At 63.8% G+C, this 25,112-nt stretch carries 13 protein-coding genes; 7 read left to right on the top strand and 6 right to left on the bottom strand.

The features are described 5' to 3' along the window. The first annotated feature begins 49 nt into the window (after window positions 1–49). Together ACMGGN_RS07190 and dctM are read left to right on the top strand one after the other, a co-directional pair. The gene (locus ACMGGN_RS07190) at window positions 50–682 is read left to right on the top strand and encodes a TRAP transporter small permease (RefSeq protein ID WP_414156603.1); all 633 of its coding nucleotides are present in this window, start codon (window positions 50–52) and stop codon (window positions 680–682) included. Continuing rightward, complete coding sequence (gene dctM / locus ACMGGN_RS07185; RefSeq protein WP_414156602.1) at window positions 682–1,965, top strand: C4-dicarboxylate TRAP transporter large permease protein DctM; 1,284 nt, start codon at window positions 682–684, stop codon at window positions 1,963–1,965. Before ACMGGN_RS07190 ends, dctM begins: the two co-directional genes overlap by 1 nt. 49 nt (window positions 1,966–2,014) lie before the next feature. On the opposite strand, the gene ACMGGN_RS07180 is transcribed toward dctM, so the two are convergent. Then, a complete protein-coding gene (locus ACMGGN_RS07180; protein WP_042112037.1) occupies window positions 2,015–2,896 on the bottom strand; it encodes a LysR substrate-binding domain-containing protein in 882 nt (293 codons plus the stop codon). 44 nt (window positions 2,897–2,940) lie between these two features. Continuing rightward, the gene (gene ggt / locus ACMGGN_RS07175; RefSeq protein ID WP_414156601.1) at window positions 2,941–4,731 is read right to left on the bottom strand and encodes a gamma-glutamyltransferase; all 1,791 of its coding nucleotides are present in this window, start codon (window positions 4,729–4,731) and stop codon (window positions 2,941–2,943) included. 452 nt (window positions 4,732–5,183) lie between these two features. On the opposite strand from ggt, the gene ACMGGN_RS07170 reads away from it, so the two are divergent. Continuing rightward, entirely contained in the window at window positions 5,184–6,542 is a 1,359-nt protein-coding gene (locus ACMGGN_RS07170; protein ID WP_012314902.1) for an 8-oxoguanine deaminase, read from the top strand. A 66-nt stretch (window positions 6,543–6,608) separates the two neighbouring features. Here ACMGGN_RS07170 and ACMGGN_RS07165 read toward each other — a convergent pair whose 3' ends face one another. From ACMGGN_RS07165 to nhaA, 4 genes are all read right to left on the bottom strand, one after another. Then, window positions 6,609–7,334 carry an anti-sigma factor domain-containing protein gene (locus ACMGGN_RS07165; protein WP_046785803.1) on the bottom strand — a complete coding sequence of 242 codons (726 nt, stop codon included), beginning with the start codon at window positions 7,332–7,334 and terminating at the stop codon, window positions 6,609–6,611. After that, a complete protein-coding gene (locus ACMGGN_RS07160) occupies window positions 7,331–7,879 on the bottom strand; it encodes a sigma-70 family RNA polymerase sigma factor (protein ID WP_115274517.1) in 549 nt (182 codons plus the stop codon). The genes ACMGGN_RS07165 and ACMGGN_RS07160 overlap by 4 nt, the downstream gene beginning before the upstream one ends. 105 nt (window positions 7,880–7,984) lie before the next feature. Further along, window positions 7,985–8,500, bottom strand: coding sequence for a DUF3455 domain-containing protein (locus tag ACMGGN_RS07155; RefSeq protein WP_371926683.1), 516 nt, complete (start codon window positions 8,498–8,500; stop codon window positions 7,985–7,987). Window positions 8,501–8,646: 146 nt separating this feature from the next. Next, a complete protein-coding gene (nhaA, locus tag ACMGGN_RS07150) occupies window positions 8,647–10,005 on the bottom strand; it encodes a Na+/H+ antiporter NhaA (protein WP_046785800.1) in 1,359 nt (452 codons plus the stop codon). 288 nt (window positions 10,006–10,293) lie between these two features. On the opposite strand from nhaA, the gene ACMGGN_RS07145 reads away from it, so the two are divergent. The 4 genes from ACMGGN_RS07145 to ACMGGN_RS07130 all read left to right on the top strand — a co-directional run bounded on the left by ACMGGN_RS07145 (window position 10,294) and on the right by ACMGGN_RS07130 (window position 25,111). Beyond that, window positions 10,294–11,055 (top strand): efflux RND transporter periplasmic adaptor subunit, encoded by a 762-nt coding sequence (locus tag ACMGGN_RS07145; RefSeq protein ID WP_119687257.1) that lies wholly within the window; start codon window positions 10,294–10,296, stop codon window positions 11,053–11,055. Next, window positions 11,042–12,388 (top strand): efflux RND transporter periplasmic adaptor subunit, encoded by a 1,347-nt coding sequence (locus ACMGGN_RS07140; protein ID WP_237858715.1) that lies wholly within the window; start codon window positions 11,042–11,044, stop codon window positions 12,386–12,388. Before ACMGGN_RS07145 ends, ACMGGN_RS07140 begins: the two co-directional genes overlap by 14 nt. Further along, entirely contained in the window at window positions 12,388–14,478 is a 2,091-nt protein-coding gene (locus ACMGGN_RS07135) for an HlyD family efflux transporter periplasmic adaptor subunit (protein WP_414156600.1), read from the top strand. Before ACMGGN_RS07140 ends, ACMGGN_RS07135 begins: the two co-directional genes overlap by 1 nt. 97 nt (window positions 14,479–14,575) lie before the next feature. Next, window positions 14,576–25,111, top strand: a complete 10,536-nt coding sequence (locus ACMGGN_RS07130; protein ID WP_414156599.1) for a VCBS domain-containing protein — start codon at window positions 14,576–14,578, stop codon at window positions 25,109–25,111. Window position 25,112: the final 1 nt, after the last annotated feature.

Genomic DNA, 25,112 nt, shown 5'->3' with positions numbered 1-25,112 from the left:
GGCCACCTGCGCACAGGTGGCCAGCCCTCTCTCTGTCTGGAGAATTCCTATGCAATCGCTCAGGCGTGTCTGGGAGCACTTCGAGGAGGGCATGATCGCCTTTCTCCTGGCGGCCATGACCTTGGTGACCTTCGTCTACGTAGCACTGAACAACCTCTACACCGTGTTCTACACGCTCAGTGACCACTGGGCTTTTGCCAGTGACCTGCTGCTGGGCATCGGCGACCACCTGATGGGTTACGCCCAGGAAATGACCTGGAGCATCGCCCTGACCAAGGCGCTGTTCGGCTGGCTGATCTTTTTCGGTATTGCCTATGGCGTGCGCACCGCCGGCCACCTGGGGGTCGACGTACTGGTGCGGCGCACCCGCAAACCAGTGCAACGGGTGCTGGCGATGATCGCCTGTGCCTGTTGCCTGGCGTATGCCGGGCTGTTCCTGGTGGCCAGCATCAAATGGGTAAGCGCAGTGCTGGTGGCCGGCATCGGCGCCGAAGACCTGGACCGCTATGGCATCAAGGTTGGCCATATTGCGCTGATCGTGCCCTTCGGTTTCGCCTTGGTCATTGTCCGCTACCTGGAGATCCTCTATCGCCTGTTCACCCATCGCCAGTATGGCCTGGGCCTGGCCGACGAGGCTGCAGAGGCGAGCAAGCTGGCCAACCCGGGTGAGGAGCATCACTGATGACGGTTATCTGCCTGTTCCTGTTGTTGTTCGTGTTCATGTTCCTGGGGGTGCCGATCGCAATTTCGCTGGGCTTGTCGGGCGCACTTTCAATCCTGATGTTCAGCCAGGACTCGTTGAGCTCGCTGGCGATCAAGCTGTTCGAGACCTCCGACAGCTACACCTTCCTGGCCATCCCGTTCTTCCTGCTGTCGGGCGCGTTCATGACCACCGGTGGCGTGGCCCAGCGGCTGATCGACTTCGCCAACGCCTGTGTGGGGCACATCCGTGGCGGCCTGGCCATTGCCGCGGTGCTGGCATGCATGCTGTTCGCCGCGTTGTCGGGCTCGTCGCCGGCCACGGTCGCGGCGGTGGGTTCGATTGCCGTTGCCGGCATGGTGCGCTCCGGTTACCCCCGCGAGTTCGGGGCCGGGATCATCTGCAACGCCGGCACCCTGGGCATCCTGATTCCGCCATCGATCGTCATGGTGGTGTACTCGGCGGCGACCGAGACCTCGGTAGGCAAGCTGTTCATGGCCGGTGTGGTGCCAGGCATCCTGCTGGGCCTGGCGCTGATGGTGACGATCTACATCGTCGCCCGGATCAAGAAACTGCCCGCACAACCTCGTGCCAGTTTTGCACAATGGTTGAGCACCGCCAGGCGCGCGTTCTGGGGGCTGTTGCTGCTGGTGATCATCCTGGGCGGCATCTACAGCGGCATGTTCACCCCCACCGAGGCGGCCGCCGTGGCAGCGGTGTACTCGGCGTTCATCGCGCTGTTCGTGTACAAGGACATGCGCCTGCGCGACTGCCCGAAGGTGTTGCTGGAGTCGGGCCGGCTGACCATCATGCTGCTGTTCATCATCGCCAACGCCATGTTGTTTGCCCATGTGCTGACCACCGAGCAGATCCCTCAGCAGATCACCCAGTGGGTGATGTCCGAAGGCCTGACGCCGATCGGTTTCCTGATCATGGTCAACGTGGTACTGCTGGTGGCGGGCAGCTTCATGGAGCCGTCGGCGATCATCCTGATCCTGGCGCCGATCTTCTTCCCGATCGCCATGAAGCTTGGGATCGACCCGATTCATCTGGGGATCGTCATGGTGGTGAACATGGAGATCGGCCTGGTGCATCCGCCGGTGGGGCTGAACCTGTTCGTGACTTCAGCGGTGACGGGCCTGACGCTGGGGCAGACGATTCGCGCCGCGCTGCCGTGGCTGTCGATCCTGCTGCTGTTCCTGGTGCTGGTGACTTACGTGCCGTTCATTTCGCTGGCACTGCCGCAGTGGTTGGGCATGCCGTAATGCACTGATCTTCCGGGCCCCATCGCCAGCGATGGGGTCAGTGCAGGCATCAGATCCCTCCACCCTCCAGCACCTGCGACATGACCTTGGCCAATGCCGTGACCATCACATCCGCCGTCGGCCGGTGGACGATGACGATTTCGTAGCTGTCCACCTCAGGCAACCCGTGTTGCCTGCCAAGCACCCGATGCTCAGGGGTCGCCGCCCGTGGTGGCAACAGGCTGATGCCCATGCCGTCGGCCACCGCGGCCTGGATGCCACTGAGGCTGGAGCTGGTGAAACTGATGCGCCAGCGCCGGCCCATGCCTTCGATGGCGGTGATCATGTCATCGCGGTACAAGCCGCGTGGCGGAAAGGTCACCAGCGGGATCGGGTCGAGCTCGAAGGACGGCATGCGTGCGCTGTCGATCCACTGCAGACGCTCGGGCCAGCACGCCACGCCTTCGCGGCTGTTGCGTCGCTGCTTGAGCAACACCAGGTCAAGTTCGCCATTGTCATAGGCCTGGCTGAGGTCGCGGCACAGGCCGCTGGTGACCTCCAGCTTGACCTGCGGGTGCAGCCGGCTGAATGCCGACAGCGCGTTGGTGGTGCGCCCGCCGACGAAATCTTCGGGAACGCCCAAACGTACGGTGACGCCGACCATGGCACCGGCCAAAGCCTCGAGCATCTGGTCGTTCAATGCCAGCATGTGCCGGGCGTAGCCGAGCAAGGTCTGGCCGGCGTCGGTCGGCAACACGTCACGGTTCCCGCGCACCAGCAGGCGGTGGCCGACCATGTCCTCGAGCCGGCGGACTTTCTGGCTGATGGTCGATTGCGTCGAATGCAGGCGTGCGGCAGCGGTGGTGAAGCTGCCGCAATCGGCCACGACGACGATGGCACGCAGCAGGTCGAGGTCGAACAGAGCCCTATTCGATTTAACGCTGATAGACATCCTGGTATTCAACATTTGAATGACAAGGTTGTCTTCTACCATGGCTAATCGCCAAGCGCCACGCCTTCGCGCCGCGGGTCGGCTCCCCCCGCCCAGCCTGCGCCGGTACGCTGGATGATCTGCATGCCGCTGGTCATGGTCATGGGCGTTACCTCATGGCCCCAGGCCGTCAATTGCCGGACCAGCGCCGGGCTGATCAGCCCGGCTTCCACTTCGGTACCGGCGTTGCGGCTGCCGAAGTTGGGCAGGTTGCTAGCCTGTTGCGGGTCGAGCCGCCAGTCCAGCAAACCCACCAGCGCCTTGTTGACGTAGCCGATGATCTGCGAGCCACCGGGTGATCCGAGGCTGGCCACCAGTTCCCCGGACGCCTGCGAAAACACCAGGGTCGGAGCCATCGCCGACAACGGCCGCTTGCCCGGTTCAACCCGGTTGGCAACGAGCTTGCCCTTCTCCTGTGGGATGAAGGAAAAGTCGGTCAACTGATTGTTCAGCAGGAAGCCCTTGACCATCAGATGCGAACCGAATGCCGCCTCTACCGAAGTGGTCATGGCCAGCGCCTGACCGCTGTCATCCACCGCCGAAAGGTGCGAGGTGGAGATGCGCAACGGCGAACGGTCCGGGGCCAAGGCCAGGTCCGCGCCCTGCGGCTTGCCCGGCCGCGCATGTTTCATGCTGAAGTCGCCGATCAACTCGGCCCGCCCGGCCAGGTACCCCGGGGCGGTCAATGCCTTGAGCGGTATCGGCACATAGTCGCTGTCGGCCAGGTACTGGGCACGATCGGCGTAGGCCAGCCGTTCGGCCTCGGCAATCAGGTGAACGGCCAGCGGCGCAGGCTCAAGGCCTGCCGGCGAAGCACTGACGCTGGGCGGCAGCTTCGCAAGGTCGCGTTGTGGCATGGCGTGCTGCAGCGCCTCGAGGATGCCCAAGGTCTGCAGCACGGTCACTGCACCTGAAGATGGCGGCGGCATGCCGCAGATCTGCCAGGCCTTGTAAGGGCCGCATAACGGCGTGCGCTCCTTGGCCTGGTACTGGCGCAAATCCTCCAGTGACAGGAGCCCGGCATTGGCATGCCCCTGTACCTGGGCGACGATCGCTTCGGCAATTTCACCGGTATAGAACGCATCAATGCCCTGTTGCGCGATGCGTTCGAAGGTATGGGCAAGTTCGGGGTTGCGTAGCAGCGCCCCCACCGCCAGCGGCTGGCCGTGCTCATCCAGGAAATAGCGGGCCATGGTGGGTGAACCGGCGATGAAAGGGTCACCCGCCAGCAACGCATGCAGGCGCTCGGACACAGGGAAGCCACTGCGCGCCAAGGCAATGGCCGGCGCGAACAGTTGATGCCACGGTAGCTTGCCATGTTGCTCGTGCGCCATTTTCAAGGCACGCAGCACCCCTGGTACGCCTACCGAGCGCCCGCCGATCTGCGCTGCGCGGAACGGCATCGGGGTGCCGTCCGGTTGCAGGAACAGCGTTGGCGTCACTGCGGCCGGCGCGGTCTCGCGGCCGTCGAATGCCTGTACCCGTTTGCCGTCCCAGTACAGGATGAACGCCCCACCGCCAATGCCGCTCGATTGCGGCTCGACCAAGGTGAGTACCATTTGCATGGCAATTGCCGCATCGATGGCACTGCCACCGGCGCGCAGCATCGCCCGCCCGGCTTCGCTGGCCAGCGGGTTGGCAGCCGCCACCATGTGCCGGGTGGCGTGAACCGGGTGCAGGCCGGAGCGGTAACCTGACCCAAGCTCCGGGGGCGCGGGCAGCGGCTGGTCGGCCCAAGCCCATTGGCTGGCCAGGGCAAGGCACAGGGTGCTGATCAATCGGGTTGACGATGGCATTGGTGGCGTCCTGTCGAAGTGCATGCCTTTGGGCGCCCAACATAAACCAGGCCATGTACTGCGCAAAGCGCCGCGGCACCACCTCGACATTCAATGCAGAATTTTTCGTATACAAAAATGAACATTTCTGGTTACATCAACCCGCGCCTACGACAGTGGTAATCGCCGCTGCGTATTGCGACAGGCTAAAGCCATGCATTACCCCTATCTGCTCAATCCCTTCGAGCGCCCTCTGCGAATCGACGCATTCGCCGTTCACCCGTCGCCCTATGCACCCATCCGCCGTCTCGCGCCTAGTCTTTGTGACTCAGTGGTGTCGGCGCGTGCGCGGCTGCGCTGACTGGCCCTGCTGCCCACGCCGTGTTTTCCACACCGAGCCTGGTTGCCCTCGAGAAAAAACCAGGTGTCCGCACTGACGAATTGCACCCCGCCCTTGGCGGGAAGGAATACCTATGCCCAAGACTTTGCTGATAAAGAACGCCGAACTGCTGGTGACGATGGACGGCGAGCGCCGCGAGATCAGACGCGGCGGCCTGTTCATAGAAGACAACCTGATCAAGCAGGTCGGCCCCAGCGACGAGCTGCCCCAGCACGCCGACGAGATTCTGGACATGACCGGCAAGGTGGTCATCCCGGGGCTGGTCAACACCCACCATCACATGTATCAAAGCCTCACCCGCGTGGTCCCGGCGGCCCAGGACGGTGAACTGTTCAACTGGCTGACCAACCTTTACCCGATCTGGGCACGGTTGACGCCCGAGATGATCGCGGTATCGACCCAGACCGCGATGGCCGAACTGATTCTCTCCGGCTGCACCACCTCCAGCGACCACCTGTACATCTACCCCAATGGCTGCAAGCTCGACGACAGCATCCACGCCGCCGGGGAAATCGGCATGCGTTTCCACGCCGCACGCGGCAGCATGAGCGTGGGCCGCAGCCAAGGCGGGCTGCCGCCGGACTCGGTGGTGGAAAAGGAAAGCGACATCCTCAAGGAGTCGCAGCGCCTGATCGAGGACTACCACGACGCCAGCCATGGCTCGATGCTGCGTGTGGTCGTGGCGCCCTGCTCGCCGTTCTCGGTCAGCCGCGACCTGATGCGTGAAGCGGCGGTGCTGGCACGCAACTACGGGGTTTCGCTGCATACCCATTTGGCTGAAAACGTCAACGATATCGCTTACAGCCGCGAAAAGTTCGGCATGACACCTGCCGAATATGCCGAGGACCTGGGCTGGGTTGGCCACGATGTGTGGCATGCGCACTGCGTGCAACTCGACCAGCACGGCATCGAGCTGTTCGCCCGTACCGGCACCGGTGTGGCCCACTGCCCGTGCTCGAACATGCGCCTGGCCTCGGGTATTGCACCGATCCGCAAGATGCGCGACCACGGGGTGCCCGTAGGCCTGGGCGTCGACGGCTCGGCCTCCAACGATGGCGCCAGCATGATCGGTGAAGTGCGCCAGGCGCTGCTGCTGCAGCGTGTCGGCTTCGGCCCTGATGCGATGACCGCACGCGAAGCGCTGGAAATCGCCACCCTCGGCGGTGCCAAGGTGCTCAACCGTAATGACATCGGCGCCTTGGCGCCGGGCATGGTCGCCGACTTCGTCGCCTTCGACCTCGGCCATGTCGCCTACGCAGGCGCCCACCATGACCCGCTTGCGGCCTTGGTGTTCTGCACCCCGACCCAGGTCGATACCAGCGTGATAAACGGCCGTGTAGTGGTCAAGGACGGCCGCATCACCACCGTCGACCTTCCGCTGGTGCTGGAGCGCCACAACCAGTTGGCCCGTCAGTTGGTTACCGGCGATTGATAGCGGCCTGCAAGCCTGTAGAGCGGCGCGCAGGCGCCGCTTTTACTGCCCCTGTGCAAGGCGCTGTCAAAGCACCTTCACCGCTCGACCGATGAACTGCACAGGCCCGGTTGGGCGTCCGGTCGGCGAGCCGCCCGCTCTTTCCAGGGTCAGTTCGAACAGTTGGTTGGGCTCCAGGGGAGGCAGGTCATGCGCGGGCACGCGATATTGCTCGCCAGGTTTGACCAGGCCCAGCGACAGTGGCGCCTGCCACTGTTCGCCCTTGGTCCAGAACTGCAGCACCTTGTCGCTCGGTACCGCGAACTGCCCCAAGGGAATCAGTTGAATGCTGCGGGCATCGCTTGCCTGTACCACCCACCCCGGGGCACTGTCTGCCGGCGCAACCAGCACCACAAGGTAGGAAGGCTCCGGCGCCTTGGCGGTCAGCAGCGTGAAGGCCAACAGCAGGCTGGCAACCAGGCCTGCACCCGCCAGGCCTTGCCATAGCACCAGGCGATGCCACCAGCGCCTTGGCTGTGCTGACGCCGCCTTGCGCTGTGGCTGTGACTGTGACTGTGCATCGACGCTGCGGCTGATACGCCCCCACAAACGTGGGCTGGGTGGCAAAGGCTCAGCGAGTGCGTTCAACGCCAATAGCCGCTGCTCCCAGGCATCCACGGCACCACGCAACTGCTGATCCCCCGTCAGGCGCTGGCGCACGGCCTCATGTTGTTCGGCCGACAAGGTACCCAACACATACTCCCCGGCCAACTCATCAAGTGCCTCGGCGGTTTCGCCCAGTGGCTTCTTCATCCCATGCACTCCCGCAACGCCTTCAGGCTGCGTTTGATCCAGGCTTTGACGGTACCCAACGGTGTGTTCAGCAACCCGGCGATTTCGGCATGGCTGCAACCGTCGACATACGCGTGCAGGATGCACAGCTTGCGTGAGGGTTCCAGTTGCTCGAGGCAACGGTGAACCTTGGCCGAGTCCGCCATAAGATCGATATCACTCGCGAAGGGCAACGGTACTTGTGCACTGCCAAACGCCCCTTCATCCAGCACGACTTCGCGCCGGGTGTCGCGTATGTAATTGAGCGCAAGGTGCCGGGCCACGCTATAGATCCAGCCCCGCGCAGAGCCGCGCGCAGGGTCGAAGCTGGCAGCCCCGGACCATATCCGAATGAAGGCATCGTGCAGGATGTCTTCTGCTGTAGCGTGGTCGCGGGCGATACGGCGCACCACACCTAGCAGGCGTGCGCCCTCCTCCTCGTAGAGTGCATGCAGCGCTCGGCGGTCTCCCCGTGCGCAGGCTTCAAGGCAACGCTGAAAGTCGAAAGGGGGCAAAGGTGAGTTCACTGCAAGGTCAGCCCTATAGTCCCTGGACGGTTCCCCCAGCCATTGGGCCGGGGGGCTGTCGATCAGCGTAGACGTCAGTGGCTCACCTGCCTATGCGCACTGCCATCATTTTGCCGCCCAGAAGATATAGTCAGCCTGGTAATCAACGATTTTGCGCTCACCTTTGTTTTGCATCGAGCAGGCAGTTGCCGGCGCAACACCGCCGCGGGTGGCCACGCGCTGGATATAGCTCACACCGGTCATGGCCCCTTTACCTTCGGCCGGGCTGGCCTGAACCAGCTGGTAAGGCAGGTCGCCCTTGGCCGCTGGCGCCACGGCCAATTGGGTGCCGGTGACCTTCGAGCCGTCTTTGGCCTGCCAGGTGGCGGGCGGCCCGAAATAGTCGCCCACCGCCTTGCCAGACCTGTCCTTGAGTACCGCTTTGGGGCCGACGAATGTCCACTCGGTCTGGCCGGGGGCATTGGCTTTGTCGCGGCATTCGTAGGTGACCTGGCCCACACCGACGGTTTCCAGCATGACGGCGTGGCCATCCGGAACCTTGACCGCGTCGGGCAAGGCGGATTGAGCGTGAGCGGCTTGGCTGGCCACGATCAGGACAAGACCGCCTGTGAGCATCAGCATGGTAACTGGGCTGTTCATGGTGCAAATCTCCTGGCGAGTAATCGACAGCGCGAAGTCGCGCTACCTGTAATACCCGCCAGGTTGCAGATTGGATGCACCTGTGGAAAAAAATTGTGCATCCACCCGTACGTTGCCCGGCTTGCCTGTCAGCCTACCTGGGCCGGTGCCGTCTTGGCTGCTTTGCGCAGGCTCCACACACCCCATGCCAGGCCGATCACAGCAGCAATGACCGAGCCCGAAAGTACGCCAAGCTTGGCCGCACCCAGAACGCCAGGGTCAGAGAACGCCAGGTTGGCAATGAAGATCGACATGGTAAAGCCGATGCCTGCCAACAGCCCGATCAGCGTGATGCCGTGCCAGGTAACGCCCGCCGGCAACGCGCACCAGCCCAACCGTACCATCAGCCAGCTGATCGTCACGATACCCAACGGCTTGCCCAGGACCAGCGCCACAGCGACGCCTGTCATCACCCAGTGAGGGCCATCGGCAGACAGGTCGACACCAGACAACCCGACACCGGCGTTGGCCAGGGCGAACAGCGGCATGATCGCGAAAGCCACCCAAGGGTGCAGATGGCCTTGCACGCGCAGCACTGGGGCGACCAGCTCGCGCTGCGCCACACGCAGGTTTTTCAGCGGGCTCATGAGTTCGCTGTCATCGATCTGCGGTGCCTTGGCGCGGCCTAGCAGGTCGTCGGTGAAGCGGGTGACGGCCTCCAGTGGGCGCTCGCCCAAAGGCATGGCCCGAACCGGTGTCATCAGGCCAAGCACCACGCCCGCCAAGGTGGGGTGGGCACCGGTCATCAACATGCCCAGCCAGGTGATGAACCCGGGGATGATGTAGGCATAGGCCGAACCGACACCTATCTTCTGCAGGCCGAGCACCAGCAGCAGGCCGATGGCGGCGACGCCGAAACCGCTGTAATCCAGGCCACCGGAGTAGAAGAAGGCAATGATCAGCACCGCGATGATGTCGTCGATGATCGCCAGGGCGAGCAGGAACACCCGCACATTGGAAGGGATCGACTTGCCCAGCAGCGCCAGCACACCCACTGCAAAGGCGATGTCGGTGGCAGTCGGCACTGCCCAACCTTCTTGCGCGGGAGGCGAATGATTGAACGCCAGGTAGATGAGCGCGGGTACCACCACACCGCCGACAGCCGCCGCCATCGGCAGCGTGGCCTGGCGCAGGCTGGACAGCGCGCCTTCATGAATTTCGCGACGGATCTCCATACCGACGACCAGGAAGAAGATGGTCATCAGGCCGTCGTTGATCCAGAAATGCAGTGACTGGGAATAGACCAGCGAGCCGACACCGAAGCTTATCGGCGTGTGCCAGAGGGCGTCATAGCTTTCGGCAGCGGGCGAATTCGCCCAGATCAGTGCTGCAACGGCGGCGATCAACAGTACGACGCCGCTCACGGCCTCGATATGCAGAAAGCGTTCGAAGTTGGCGAATGCGCGTTGGGCAATTTGCTGGGCACGGGGCATTACGTGTTTTTGCATGGGCACAAGAACTCCCGCACGGCGGCCCGACCTGCGTAGTTATTTAACCTGCGTCACTGCGTCATGCAGCTAGCACCCGGCGGGGATTCTAGCGCAAAACCTGGATACTGTGCACGAAAGCGTCTTTCAACGCCTGGTTGCAGCCACCTGAACGCCTGCCCGCGGCACAGCAACTGCGACACATTTGCAACCGGAATATTGGGCAGATTGCGAATTCGTTCCTAGTATGAAGACGTTATAGCGATTGCGTTGCGTGCCTGCTGGATGCCTCTCTACAAGGAGTCGAGAATGCCTTTGCCTGTCGTTGCTCAGCGGTACCTTACCTTGTTACTGGCCTTGGCCAGCGCTGCCGCCCAGGCCGAGCAAGGCGCCCCAACCGAGGACCCGCAACTGATTCGCGTGCTGCTGGCTGCCGAACTGGAAACGACCCTGTCCAGCCAGATGAGTGGCACCTTGGGCGAAATCCAGACGCACTTCGGCGACCAGGTGGCCAAAGGCGTCACATTGGCACGTTTCAACTGTAACGAAGCCCAGGCCCGTAGCAAGGTCGCGGTGGCTGAACTGGCCATGGCCCGGCAGAACCTGCAGGCCAAGCAACAGTTGCGCAAGCTGGACGCAGTGGGCGACATCGAAGTGGCCGCAGCCAAAACCGAAGTGCAGAAGGCCGATGGGGCCCGCGCCATGGGTGAGGCGCAGATGAGCTATTGTCGGGTCCTGGCGCCGTTTTCGGGCCATGTGGCCAAGGTTTACGTCAAGCCCTACCAAACTGTCAGCGCAGGTACACCGCTGTTTGACCTGGTCAGCGATGGTGCATTGAAGGTGCGCCTCAATGTCCCTTCCAGCCAGTTGAAAACGCTCAGCCCCGGCCAGCCGTTGACGGTTAACGTTCACGAAACGGGCAAGACCTACCCGGCCAAGGTCAGCGTGATCAATGCCAGGGTAGATGCGGTGGCACAGACGGTGGAGCTTGAGGCGCGCTTCGATCAACGCTTTCCCGAACTGATGGCCGGCATGAGCGGCACCGCGCGGTTCGACCATGACCGTGAATAGGCCGCTGCCTCACCCACAGCTATTGCTGCAGCTGGACGCCCTGCGCGACAAGGCCATGGCCGCCGAGACGCTGGGCGCACTGGCGTTCAGCATGGCCAACGACCTGTACCCGCTGCTGCCCTTTCACCAGGCGCTGGTGTTCGGCCAAAGCAAGGCCGGCCTTGAACTGCTGTGCGTGTCGGGCCTGGCGCGGCCCAGCGAAGACTCGCCCTACCTGGTCTGGCTCAGGCGCGCCAGCCGTTGGCTGGCCGGGCGTCTGGCCGATGCGCAGCCTACCTGGCTGACCCTGGACAACGCCTCGCCGCCCGAAGACATCGCTCAGGGCTGGACCGAATGGTGGCCTTCGGGGCTGTGGTGTATACCGCTGCACGTCCCTGCCGGCGAGCGCCTGGGCGTGCTTGTACTGCTGCTTGAAGAAGCCCCGCCGCCGGTGGTGCATCAGCAACTCGATGGCCTGATACGCACCTGGGCGTACTGCTGGAACACGCTGACACGGCGCCGCCGGCTCGGTCGATGGCGCCCCAGCCGGCGTCAGGTGCTGGTGACCTTGCTGGTAGCAGCGTCGCTGTTATTGGTGCCAGTGCGTCAGACGGCACTGGCACCGGCACAGATCGTCTCGCGCCAGGCACAGATTGTCAGCTCTCCGATCGACGGCGTGATCGCCCAGGTATCGGTACGACCCAACCAGCCGGTGCAAGCCGGCACGCCGTTGTTCACCCTTGACGAAACCACCTTGCGCAGCCGCGCCGAGGTGCTCGGCAAGGAGGTCGCCGTGGCCGATGCCGAATTGCAGGCTGCCAACCAGCGGGCGTTCGACAACCCGCAAAGCAAAAACGAACTGACCCTGCTGCAAGGCCGCGTCCAGCAGCGACGGGCCGAACTGGCCGCTGTACAAGCGCAACTGCGGCGCACCCAGGTGCTGGCTCCACGCGCCGGGGTGACGGTGTTCAGCGACCCCAACGACTGGCTCGGCAAACCGGTGACAACCGGCGAGCGCATCATGCACGTTGCCGACCCTGCGCAACCGGCCATGCAGATCCAGCTCGCCGTGGCCGATGCCATAGCCCTGGAACCTGGCGCCGAAGTGACCTTGTTCCTCACTGCCTATCCGCTCAGCCCACTCAAGGGCAAGATCCTCGAAACCAGCTATCAGGCCAAACCCAGCGACGATGGCGTGGTCGCCTACCGTCTGCTGGCAAGCATCGACGAGCATTCCGAGCATGCCCGCCTGGGCCTGCATGGCACCGCCAAGCTCTATGGCGACCGCGTCATGCTCGGCTACTACCTGCTGCGTCGCCCGCTGGCCACGTTGCGAGCCTGGAGCGGCTGGTGATGCTGGATCCCAGCGACCTGCCGCTGCCGCCACTGCGCGAGGACCTGCGCCTGTGCGAAGCCGCCGACAGCCGAGAAGGCGAACCGGCGTGGATGATCCACGACACCGTGCTGAACCGCTTCTACCGCATCGGCTGGCTGGAGTTCGAATGCCTGCTGCGCTGGGGCCAGACACCGCGCCAGATCAGCGAGCAGGTGTCGCACGACAGCGCGCTCAAGCCGGATATCGAGCAGGTGCTGGCATTGCGTGCGTTTCTCGAACAACACCACCTGCTGCGCCCAGGCCCCGAGCAACTGGCCAGGCTGCAAACCGCCAACGAGACGCGCACCTGGTCGAGCTGGCGCTGGTGGCTGCACCACTACCTGTTCTTTCGCGTGCCGCTGCTGCGCCCACAAGCGGGCCTGCAGCGCCTGGCCGCTGCCTTGGGCTGGCTGTTCCATCCGCTGACCGGGCTAACGGTGATTGGCTTGACCATCCTGGGCGTGATCCTGGTGATGCAACAATGGGACAGCTTCACTCATGCCGTGGTGGAATCATTCTCCACCGAAGGCCTGTTCAGCTTTGCCCTGGCGCTGGTGGTGGCAAAAACCCTGCACGAGCTCGGCCATGCCCTGGTAGCCACGCGCCTGGGCTTGCGTGTCGGGCACATGGGGGTGGCGTTTCTGGTGTTGTGGCCAATGCTTTACACCGACACCGGCGAAAGCTGGAAGCTCAAGCGTGCCCACCAGCGCCTGGCGATCGCTTCGGCGGGCATCGTCACCGAGCTTTCCCTGGCGGGCTTGGCGACCCTTGGCTGGGCCGTGTGCGACGATGGCGCCCTGCGCAACGCCCTGCTGTACCTGGCGACCACCAGCTGGGTCCTGTCCCTTGCGCTCAATGCCAGCCCTTTCATGCGCTTCGACGGCTATTTCATCCTCAGCGACCTGCTTGACTTCCCCAACCTGCACGAACGCTCTTCTGCGCTGGCTCGTGTAGCCATGCGGCGCACCCTGCTGGGGCTCGACGAAGCCTGGCCGGAGCCTTTTCCCATTGGCCAGCGACGCCTGCTGGTGGCGTTTGCCTTCGCTACCTGGCTATATCGCCTGGTGCTGTTTCTCGGCATCGCCGTGGCGGTCTACCTGTTTTTCTTCAAACTGTTGGGGATCGTGCTGTTCATGGTCGAATTGGCGTGGTTCATCGCGCTGCCGGTGAAACGTGAGCTGAGCCACTGGTGGCAACAGCGGGCACGCATTCCGGGGCAGCGCAAGCGGATATTCTATGTGTGCCTTAGCCTGGCCCTGCTGGCCCTGGCAGTACCTTGGCACAGCCAGGTAAATGCCGTAGGTGTGGCCCGTGCCGAGCACCAGCTGCGCGTCTACACCCCCTACCCTGCACGGCTGAAAAGCCTGCACCAGGCGGGCCCTGTCAAGGCCGGCGACGTACTGGCAGTGCTTGAGGAGCCGGACCTGAACTCACGCATGCGCAGCAGTGAGGCCAGCGCCCGCAGCTATGAGGCACGCTTGTCGGGACTGCTGGCCGACCCTGCGGGGCTGGCCGAGGATGCGGCCACCCAACAGCGCCTGATGGTGCAGAACGAGGAAGCACGCGCCGCGCGCAGCGAGATTGCCCGGCTCAACCTGCAGGCGCCATTCGCCGGTCACTGGCTGGACCTTGAACCCGACTGGCAGCCTGGCCAGTGGTTCAACCGCCAGCAACCGCTGGGCATCTTGATAGATCCCCGTCACTGGCAGATCGATGCCTACGTCGCCCAGGACCAGGTGCACCTCCTTGCCGTGGGCAACCCGGTGAAATTCTATCCCGAAGGCCAGGCCATCGCCCTGCGCGGCAAGGTGCTGGCGATTGGCAGCACACGCGCCGGGCATTTGGCCCACCGCATGCTCTCTTCACACTTTGGCGGCCCGGTGCAAACGAGCGGTGAAGCGCTTGTACCCAACCATGCACTTTTTCAAGTGCTGGTGGCCCTGGATGAACCGCTGGCCAGCGTGCGCGAAACCCGCGGCAAGCTGAAGATCGATGGGGAAAAGCGCAGCGTGCTGGGCGAACTGGGCAAATGGCTGTTGGGCGTTGGCCTGCGTGAGAGCGGTTTCTGAACATTGCCTTCCGGCGCCTGCTCCCCCGCCCTGAGAAAACCCGACTACGATTGCTAAAGCTTCGAATCTGGCGACGAACTTCTGAGCAGGGATGGAAATGGACATCAAGAGCAGAGCCGGCTTTGCCACTGCCTCGCGCCCTCGGTCGCACACCGTTGCCCTTGAGCAACGCATTCTCTTCGATGGCGCTGCAGCCACCGCTGTCGATCAACAGCACCACAGCGATGCCAGTGCTGCCGAGAGCAAGGACACTAGCCACCCTGCGCCTACCGCCAGCGAAGCGCAGACCACAACTGCAGCAACCACGCCACGCAACCTGGTAGTGATCGATGCGCGCGTGGAAAACCGCGACCAATTGGCTGCCAACCTGCCGGCCGGCACCACTGCGCTGGTGGTGGACCCTGGCCAGGATGCCATCGCTGCCATCAGCAATGCCTTGGCGCAACTGGGCAAGGTCGACGCCATTCAGGTGTTCTCCCATGGCGCTTCAGGCCAGTTCACCCTCGGCAACCAGGTGTTCACCAGCCAGACGGTCGAACAGTTGGGTGACCGCCTGAGTGCCTGGAGCAGTGAGTTGAACGCCGGTGCAGATATTCAGCTGTATGGGTGTGATGTGGGTAGCGGCAGCGCTGGCCAGGCTCTGGTCAACGAACTGGCACGCTGGACGGGTGCCGACGTTGGCGCATCGAGCAATGCAACCGGCAATTCGTTGGCCGGCGGCGACTGGCGCCTTGAGGTCAGCAATGGCGATGTCGACAAAGCCATCGCTCTGGCAGCTACCACCCTCGACAGCTTCCAGGGCCTGCTGGCCGATGCCAGCCCTACAGCCAGCCTGAATAGCGGTGGGGCCGAGGTGCAGTTGGGCGAACAATTCACCTTCACCGTAAGCTTCAACAACCCCTCGACCCAGGAAGGCTACGCCCCATTCATCGACGTATTCCTGCCTGCCACCGGCCGCGACGGCGATGATGGTGCCACTTTTGTCTCCGCCACCTACTTGGGCCAGGCGGTGAACAGCTTCGTGATCACTTTCGATGCCAACGGCAATGCCACCCATCCTCTTGCCAAAGATGCCAGCGGCAACGCACTGGTAATCAACGCAGCCAGCGTGGGCATGAAGCCCGGTGACCAGATGGTGGTGCTGCAGTTGCCTTACGCCAGCGTTACCAACGGCCAGCCCAGCATCGACATCCAGATTACCGCGCAACTGAGCAACCTGGCCGACACCAGTTATTCCGACGGCACGCCAAACCTCACCATCAATACCCGTGCGGGCTTCGAATACGGTAACGATTCGCTGAACAACCCTGTGCAAGACCCAAGCCTGGTGGAGAGCGCGCTGCACAGTTTCATCGTCACGCCCACCCTGCTGAAAGTCTCGCAGACGTTGAACATGCCGGAGGGCGAAACGGTCACCGGGCCCAACTTCACCCGTACCCAGACCGTCACCGTCACCCCGGCCCCCGGGCAGACGCTGAGCAATGTCACCATCACCCAGACCGTGCCCGACCAGGTACACGTCAGCGCCATCACGCCAGGGCCGGGCGGCACCCTGACGTCGATCACCTTGCATGACGGTACCGTACTCACCAACCCGGCACTCATCGCTCTGGCACTGGCGAACCCCAATGCTTTCGTGGCCAGCTATGACATCCACTACGACACCCTCAGCGCCGCCAGCACCACGCAAGTCAGTTTCTATGTACCGGAAATCGACGCCAACGGCCGGCCCGTGATCGACCCGGCCACCGGTAACCCGGTAACGATCAACTTCGGCACCGCCAGCGTGACGGGTGACTGGAACCCACTGGACCCGCGCGACCGCCCCACTGACCCGCAAGGCTACCCATTCAACGAAACCGGCAACGGTCAAGGCGCGACGTTCGTCGCCAAGTCGATAACCCTGCTCAAGCAGGTCAACCTGCAGAACGACGTCGGCACCACTGGCCTCACGCCCGGCGATACCTTGCGCTACACCCTGGGCGTGGCGATTTCCGACTTCTTTGCCTTCGGTGAGAACATCCTCGAACAAGGCCAGTTCACCCTGACCGACCTGCTCAGCGATGGCCAGACCTTCGACCCAAGCAACCCTCCGACCCTGGTCATCCAGCAGCATGGCGGCACACAGAGCATTACCCTGATCTACACCCAGACAGTGAATGCCGACGGCAGCACCACGCTGGTCTTCGACATTGCCGAATCCATTCGCCAAGCGGTAGCCGGTCCTGGCGTTGCGGCGCTGTTCGGCGACCTCTACGACGACACTGTGCAGGAGGGCGCCACGCGCCTGAGCATCGTCTACGACGCCCTGATCGACGCCACCTACACCACCGACCACCCGCCCCACGACCAGCTCAACGAAGGCGACAGCGTCGGCAACAACGCCACAGTGGATGCCACCGTGCTGCGTGATGCGGTCAACATCGGGGGCACTCAGACCGACGGTTCCGCCACCACCAGCACCATCCAGTCCTCCACCGTCGATATCGAGCTTACCCAGGTCAACGGCGGCAACCCACCGAGCAACGGCGAACTGCGCCCGGGGGACGTGGTGACCTTCACCATCAACTACGACCTGCTGGTAGCCGACTACGAGAACTTCAAGCTCACGGCCTACCTGCCCTTGCCCCTGCTCAACGCGGCCGGCATCAGCTGGAGCTTTGGCACAGGCGTTGGCCAATGGACGTTCGGCAGCGGCAATACCATTCTCGACGTGCCAGACAGCGTCACCACCGGCCCCGGCAACGCGATCGTCTTCGACTTCGGCAACTACGTGTCCGGGGGGCTAGACGGCGGCACGGTGCAAGTGCGTTTCACCATGGTCGTGGGCGATCAGCCCTATGCCGACCAGCGTGCACTAGACGTGCTGGCGCAATCGAGCCAGACCACCACCGTCGACAAGACCGTGCTCACGTCGTCGGATGTGGCGGTGATCGCGTCGGTCGCCGAACCGGTGCTGGACATCAAGCACGGCGTGGTCGCCAGCAGTAACGGCACAGTCACCGGCACCACCGGCAGCTGGGCGGCCCCCGGTACCAGCGGCGTGCCGTTCAGTGGCAGCGTCACCAGCCTGGCAGCGGTGGACGGCAACGTCAGCGGTATCGATGGCGCTGACACCCTTCGGCTGGCCACTGCCCTGAAAAACAGCGGCGGCGGCGGCGCTTACGACGTCAGCACCAGCATCACACTGCCCGCAGGGCTGTCGTTTGCAGGCGGCAGCCTGGGTGCGGCCAACCTGCAGATCTACCGAGGTGACGGCACCCTGCTGGTACAAGGCACCGACTACAGCGTCAACGGCAACACCATCACGTTCCTCGACGCCAACGGTCAGGCCACCTTGTTGGCCGGCCGCGCCGGCACCGCCGCCGACCTTTCCGGCAGCAACGTAGTGGTCATCACCTATGACGTGACCGTGGCCAATGCCATCCTCGCCTCCAGTACCCTGCAGAGCACTGCGGCACTGACCAACTACGCCAGCGTCGACGGCGGCCAGGACTTCACACCGACCGACCTGGTCGAGCTCGCCAGCCAGCAGGTTGCCGCCCCGGCCATCAGCAAGACCTACAAGGACGGCACCCTCAGCGAAGATGACTCCAGCGCCACGCACACCACGGGCAGCAACCTGGTGATCGGCGAAAGCATCACCTACGACATCGTGGTCACCTTGCCGGAAGGGGCCACGGGCAGCCTGCGCATCAATGACCTGATCCCCCCCGGGCTGCGGCTGGATCCGCGTTTCAATAGCAACCTGGGCTACGAAATAATCACCACCACGGCAGGCAGCGCGGCCTTGACGGCCAACTTCAATGGCGTGCTCAACGTCAACCCGGTGACCCTGGACGGCAGCGACGGCGCCGACCTGCTGCTGGTGTTCGGCAGCGCCGGGAGCACAGCCGACAACATCATTGGCAACAACAGTTTCGTCATCCGCCTGGTGCTGGTGGCCAGCAACGTGGCCGGCAACCAGCAAGGCACCACACTCAACAACGGCGCGCAGCTGGTCTACAGCGACCCAGACGGCGACACGCCCAATGGCGCCACTGCGGTGGACCGCAGCATCAGCAGTGCCCAGCAACCTGGCGCTACCATCGTCGAACCCACTCTGAGCGTCACCCAGCAGGTAACCTCGACCCCGACCTTCGGCGGATTCGACGAAGGCGATACCGTCACCTTCACCATCACCGTGGCCAACAACTCAGGCACTGACGCGTTCGACATCAGCCTGCTGGACGTGCTGCCGACCGAGATCGACAACCTGGTGATCAGCGGCACGATTCAGTACAACGGCGGGGCCAGCAACAACGGCGGCGTCGATTTCGTCATTCTCAACGGCCAACTGGTGACTGCCAATGGTGCCAATATCGACATTGCCAACGGCGGCAGCATCGTCATTACCCTGTCCGGCGTGGTCAACGCCACTGCCGCAGGTGAAGCGGCAATCCCCAACAATGTCGAAGTGCGCTGGAGCAGCCTGGACGGCACCAGTAACACCACCGACACCGTCAATGGCGAACGCAGCGGTGACGACGGCCGGCTCAATTCAGGCGCACTCAACGATTACCGCGTGCTGAGTGCCCTGCTGATCCCGGTCACCAATGGCGTTCAGGTATCTCGCGTAGGCGGTGTGGCCGACACGCCCCCGGCCACCAACAGCGGCGGCGCTACCGACACCAGTGGTTTGCTGGAAACCGTGGTGGTCGGTGAAATCGTCCGTTACCGCGTGGCGGTGCTGGTGCCCACCGGCGACAACCCCGATTACCAGATCCGCATCGAACTGGCCGCGGGCCTGGAGTTCATCCCCGCCGACCTCAACAATATCCTGATTGCCATGGTATCGAGCCAACTGGGCGGCCTTACCACGGACGCGACCGACCTGCTCAGCGGCGGTACGTTGTACATGACCGGCAACCAGGACAGCGATGTGGCTCTGCCGATTCAGGCAGACCTCAGCGGCACGACACCGTCGGGCACCTTCGACGGCAACAATGGGCGGCTGGTGATCACCACCAACGCCGACGGCAGCCAGACCATCACCTTCAACCTCGGCAACCTGACCAATACCGAGGCCAACGACAGCGACATCGAGGGCGTGATCCTCGAGTTCAACGTGCGGGTCAGCAACGTAGCGGGCAACCAGGCCAGCAGCCAGCTGGGCATGACCGTGTTCGAACACGTCGGTGAAAACGGCGGTGTGGACCGTGGCCAGAGCGATACCGTATTCGAGCGCATCGTGGAGCCCAGCTTCAGCAACCTGGACAAATCGGTCATAGACGTGTCCCCAGGCAGCGGCACCACCGATGCCACAGTATCGGTGAGCTTCACCCAGAACGGCGGTGCGCCGGCCTATAACACCCACCTGGCCGACCAGTTCCCCAGTGGCAGCAACTACCAGGTGCAGAGCATCCTCCTCAACGGCGTGGCACTGGACCTTGGCAACCTGCCCAGTGGGGTGACCTTCAGCGATGGCACGGCAATCGCCGTGGACTTCGCCCGGCTCGCGCCCAACGACTCGGTCCAGGTGATCTATACCGTCACCCTGCCCAACGTCACCATCGCCGACAACGCCGCCAGTGCCGCCGTACTGACCTGGACCAGCCTGCCCACCGACTTCGAAACCACCGGCTGGGGTGGCTCGCTCCCAGCAACAGCTGGTGGTGCTACCGGCGAGCGTACCGGGCAAGACGGCGCCACAGGGCTGAATAACTACATACTCAGCGAAGGTGCCGGCATGGGCGTGGTCCAAGGCACACTATGGGACGACACCCGCAGCGCCACGGATAACGTCACCCCTGACGGCCCTGGCCTGGACGGCATCGGCGTCAGCCTGACCTGGGCCGGCGAGGATGGCGTGTTCGGCAGTGCCGATGACCGTACCTTCAACACCGTGACCGCCAGTGGCGGCCTCTATCAGTTTGCGCTGCTGCCTTCGGGCAGCTACCTCATCGCCGTGGCACAGGACCATCAGGCCAGTGCCAACAACAACTTCCATGTGCGCATCGATACCGACAGCGGCGCCGCAGCAGTCGGCCTGGGCAGCGTAGCTCTCACCCTCGCTGAAGGTTCGACAGGCACGGCCGATGCAGGCTATGTGCATGTGAACGAGGCGCCGATCAACACCGTCTCCGATCAGCGCGGCCAGGAAGACACGGTGTTGCATATCGGCGGCCTGGCCACCAGTGACGTGGATGTGAACGCAGGCACTGCCGATGGCGTCATGACCATCACCCTGACGGTAGTGCATGGGGTCATCTGGCAGGCCGCCACCCCGCCTGCGGCCACTGCCACTCCCCCGGCCGGCGCGGGCCGCAGCCTGGTGCTCAGCGGCACTCTGGCCGAACTGAACGTACTGTTGAGCCAGCTCTATTACAAAGGCGACCAGGATTTCAATACCTTCCGCGACCGCGAAACCCTGACCATGGTCACCAATGACCAGGGCAACTTCGGCGATGCACCGCTAAACGGTGATGGCATCCCTGGGCAGAACCCCGCCGATGCGCTGACCGACACGGACGTGATGAATATCGTCATCGACCCGGTCAACGATGCACCGATCGCCAACGCCGACCTGGCCACGGCCGTGGAGGCCGGTGGCCTGAACAATGCCGACCCGGGCGTGAACCCGACCGGCAATGTGCTGAGCAATGATACCGACGTCGATATCCAGACCAACAACGACGTGCTCACCGTAACCCGTATCGCCAGCACCACCACACCCGGTGGCGTGGCAGTAGCGGCCAACGGGGTCACCACCTTGCAGGGGTTGTATGGCACCTTGTCGATTACTGCCGGCGGCGGTTTCCAGTACATCGTCGACAACGACAATCCTGCGGTGCAGGCGCTGCGCACGGCGGGCAACTTCATCAGCGAATCTTTCAATTATGACATCGTCGACAGCGGCGGCCTGACCAGCAGCGCGGTGCTGCAAATCGATATTCATGGCGCCAACGACACTCCCGTGGCACAGGGCGATGCCGCCGCCGCCCTCGAGGCCGGCGGTACCAACAACGGCACGCCCGGGCAAGACGCCACCGGCAATGTGCTGGACAATGACACTGACGTGGATGCCGTGGCGCTGGGCGAGACCAAACAGCTCAGCGCAGTACGCTACGACGGCCCGGGCGGCGGTCGGATCATCCCGGTTGCCAGCGGCCAGTCCACCAGCGTGCCGGCGACCTTCGGCACCTTGACCATCAACGCCGACGGCAGCTATCGGTATGTCATCGACAACGGCAACGCCGCCGTGCAGGCGCTCTCCCCCGGCCAGACACTGGTCGAGCAGTTCACTTACCAGATGGCCGATGCCGGTGGCTTGAGTTCCATAAGCGTGCTGGTGATCACCGTCCAAGGCGCCAACGATGCCCCGGTGGCCGTGGACGATCGGGGCAGTGCCAGTGCAGGGGCCAGCGACAACAGCCCGGCGCCGGTCAATGCCGCGGGCAACGTGATCACCGGCACTGGTGGCGTGGGTGCCGATACCGACGTTGACAATCTGGACCAGCCACCCGCCACCCAACTCAAGGTCGACGGTGTGCGTAGCGGGCTGGAAAGCACAGGAGGCGCGCTCACGCCGGTGGCCAGCGGCGCTCCCGCCGCCATCACCGGCACGGTGGCCCGTTTGGCCGACAACAGCCTGATCAATGGCAACTTCGGCCAGCTCACCCTCAACGATGACGGCACCTACAGCTTCGTGGTCAACAGCGCCGACCCCACCATCCGCGCACTGGCCGCCGGGCAAAGCCTGAATGTGATCTTCACCTATCAGGTCCAGGACAGTGGCGGGCTTACCGACCAGGCGCAGTTGGTGATCACGGTAACCGGGGTCAACGACCCTCCCGTGGTCAGCCCGGTCAGCGTCGATGCGATCGAGGCAGGCGGGCTGAACAATGCAAGTCCCGGCCTGGACCCGAGCGGCAGCATCCGTGCAGCGTACAACGACCCGGACGGCGACGCCCTGACCATCAGCGGCGTAATCAGCCCGAATGGCATCAACGGCGCGCCTGGGCAGGCCCTGGCCGGCAACTATGGCAGCCTGGTGCTCGATGCCCAAGGCAACTACCGCTATGTGGTGGACAACGGCAACAGCGCGGTGCAGGCGCTGCGCAGTGACGCTGACAGGCTGACCGAGGTCTTCCAGTACAGCGTCAGCGATGGCAACGGCAAGGTCGTCACGGCCACCTTCACCGTGGTCATCCATGGCCGCAACGACACCCCGATCGCGGCCAACGACAACGCCATTGCCATCGAAGCCGGTGGTAGCAACAACGCTACACCAGGACAACCAGGCAGCGGCAACGCCCTTGGCAACGACAGCGATGTGGACGCAGGCGACAGCAAGAAGGTCGATGGCATTTACCTGGGCACCCTTGCAGCCGGCGGTACGTTCATCCAGGTCAACGCAGGCACGACCGTGGTGGCCGGCGCCTATGGCACGCTGAGCATCGATGCCAATGGCAACTACATTTACACCGTCAATGACAGCCTGGCTGCCGTGCAAGCACTCAAGGCCGGTGAGCAACTGCGCGAAACCTTCGTTTACCGCATGCTTGACACTGCCGGTGCCAGCGCCCAGGCGCAGATCAACATCACTGTCGAAGGCCGTTACGATACCCCGGTGGCCCGCGACGACCTCGCCTACGCGGTAGCGGTGGACGACGATGGCACGGGTGGGCGCAACCCCACCGGCAATGTGCTGAACAACGACACCGACGTGGATGCCAACGATACCAAGGCGGTCACCGCCGTGGGCGTGGGCGCCGAAAGCAGCAACCCTGGCCTCGACCCACTGGTCGACAGCGCGAACGTCACCACACGCTATGGCACCCTGACCCTCAACGCCGACGGCAGCTACCGCTTCGTGGTCAACTCCAACGATCCCGACATCATTGCCCTCGGCGCGCTGGGCTTTGTCATCCAGCGCTACACCTATCAGGTTACCGACGCTGGGGGGCTGAGCGACACCGCAACGCTGACCATTCTCATCCGCGGCGAGAACCAGCCGCCTGTTGCCGGCCCCGACCAGGGCCAGGCGGTCGAGGCCGGCGGCATGGACAACAACATCCCGGGCAGCGACCCCAGCGGCAACGTGATGGACAACGACAGCGACCCGGACGCCGTCAACATCCTGTTCCCGGAAGTCCTCGAAGTGCTGGCGTTCTGGACTGGTGACGGCCCGCTGCCAGACAACGCCAGCCTGGTCGGGCAAACCCTGCGCGGCCAGTATGGCGACCTTACATTGAATGGTGACGGCAGTTGGAGCTACGTTCTGGACAACAGCCTGCAGGCAGTGCAAGCACTGCGCGTCAGCGGCCAGACCGTGGTGGACAATTTCACCTACTTGCTGGCAGATGTCTGGGGCGGTACCACCAACGGCCTGCTGACCATCACCATCGACGGGCGCAACGACTACCCTGCGGCCAATGATGATACCGCCAACGCGGTGGAAGCTGGCGGCGTGAACAACGGGACGGCGGGCGTCGATCCCAATGGCAATGTGCTGGACAACGATACCGATGTCGACGGCACGCAGTACGGCGAGACGAAGACAGTGGTGCAGTACACCGGCGAAAACGGCAACACCGCAGTCGCCGGCCAGGTGCTGCAGGGCCTGTACGGCACACTCCTGATCAATGCAGACGGCAGCTACCGGTACGTAGTCGACAACAGCAACCCGACCGTGCAGGCCATGCGCAGCGCAGGCCAGTCGCTGCGGGAAGTGTTCACCTACCGCATGCGCGATACCGCCGGTGTGACCTCGGACGCGCGCTTGAGCGTGACTGTGCAGGGCGCCAACGACAACCCGGTGGCCCGCGACGATGCCAATGCGGCCAGCGACCAGGTACCGGCACCGCACACCAGCGGCAACGTGCTGCCCAATGACAGCGATGTGGATGCCGGCGACGGGCTGACCGTGACCGGCATCCGTGCCGGGCAAGAGTCCGGCGCCGGTGCGGCCGGCGTCATCGGCCGCCCCATCGCCGGCCAGTACGGCACCCTGGTGCTCAATGCCGACGGCAGCTACACCTACACCATCGACCTGAGTAATCCCGACGTGCTGGCGGCTGCGGGCCTTGGGCAAGTACTCAAGGACTACTTCACCTACACCCTCAGCGACCTGACGGGCGCCACCGACCAGGCTGAACTGGTCATCACGCTGGATATTGCCAGCCCGTTCATCCCCGCAGGCCCCCATCTGCACCGTGACGGCAGCGACAGCCTGACAGGCCAGCCGCTGCCGGATGTCAACCCGGCGATCTTCGTCGCACCAGTGGTCGAACGGATCGACGAAAGCCTGACCCTGTCCGCCTGGAGCACCGATGGCAGTGATGTGCGCCTGTTCGCCACGCCAGAAATCGAAAGCCAGTCGCTCGGCAGCCAGCTCGGCCAGGTCAACGGGCAATTCGTTGCCAGCGCCGTCTCGCAAAGCCGGCGCGCCAGCGCCGAGGACCAGAACTGGATCGACGGCCGCCACGGCGTCATCAGCCTCACCGCAGACGGCCTTTTGCCCGACCCTTCGGTATGGGCAACGGTGGAAGCCGACATGGTGGCGCAACCGGATAAAAGCTCACAGCCAGCGCAGGGCTTTCGTGCGCAATTGCGAGAAGCCGCGCAGCGTCGCGGCAGCGTTGCCCCCTGAC

It is taken from the genome of Pseudomonas sp. BNK-30 (genome assembly GCF_047456185.1).
Lineage (GTDB): Bacteria > Pseudomonadota > Gammaproteobacteria > Pseudomonadales > Pseudomonadaceae > Aquipseudomonas > Aquipseudomonas putida_E.
Note: the sequence above shows the minus strand (reverse complement) of the source record. Positions and strands in the feature narration are given on the sequence as shown.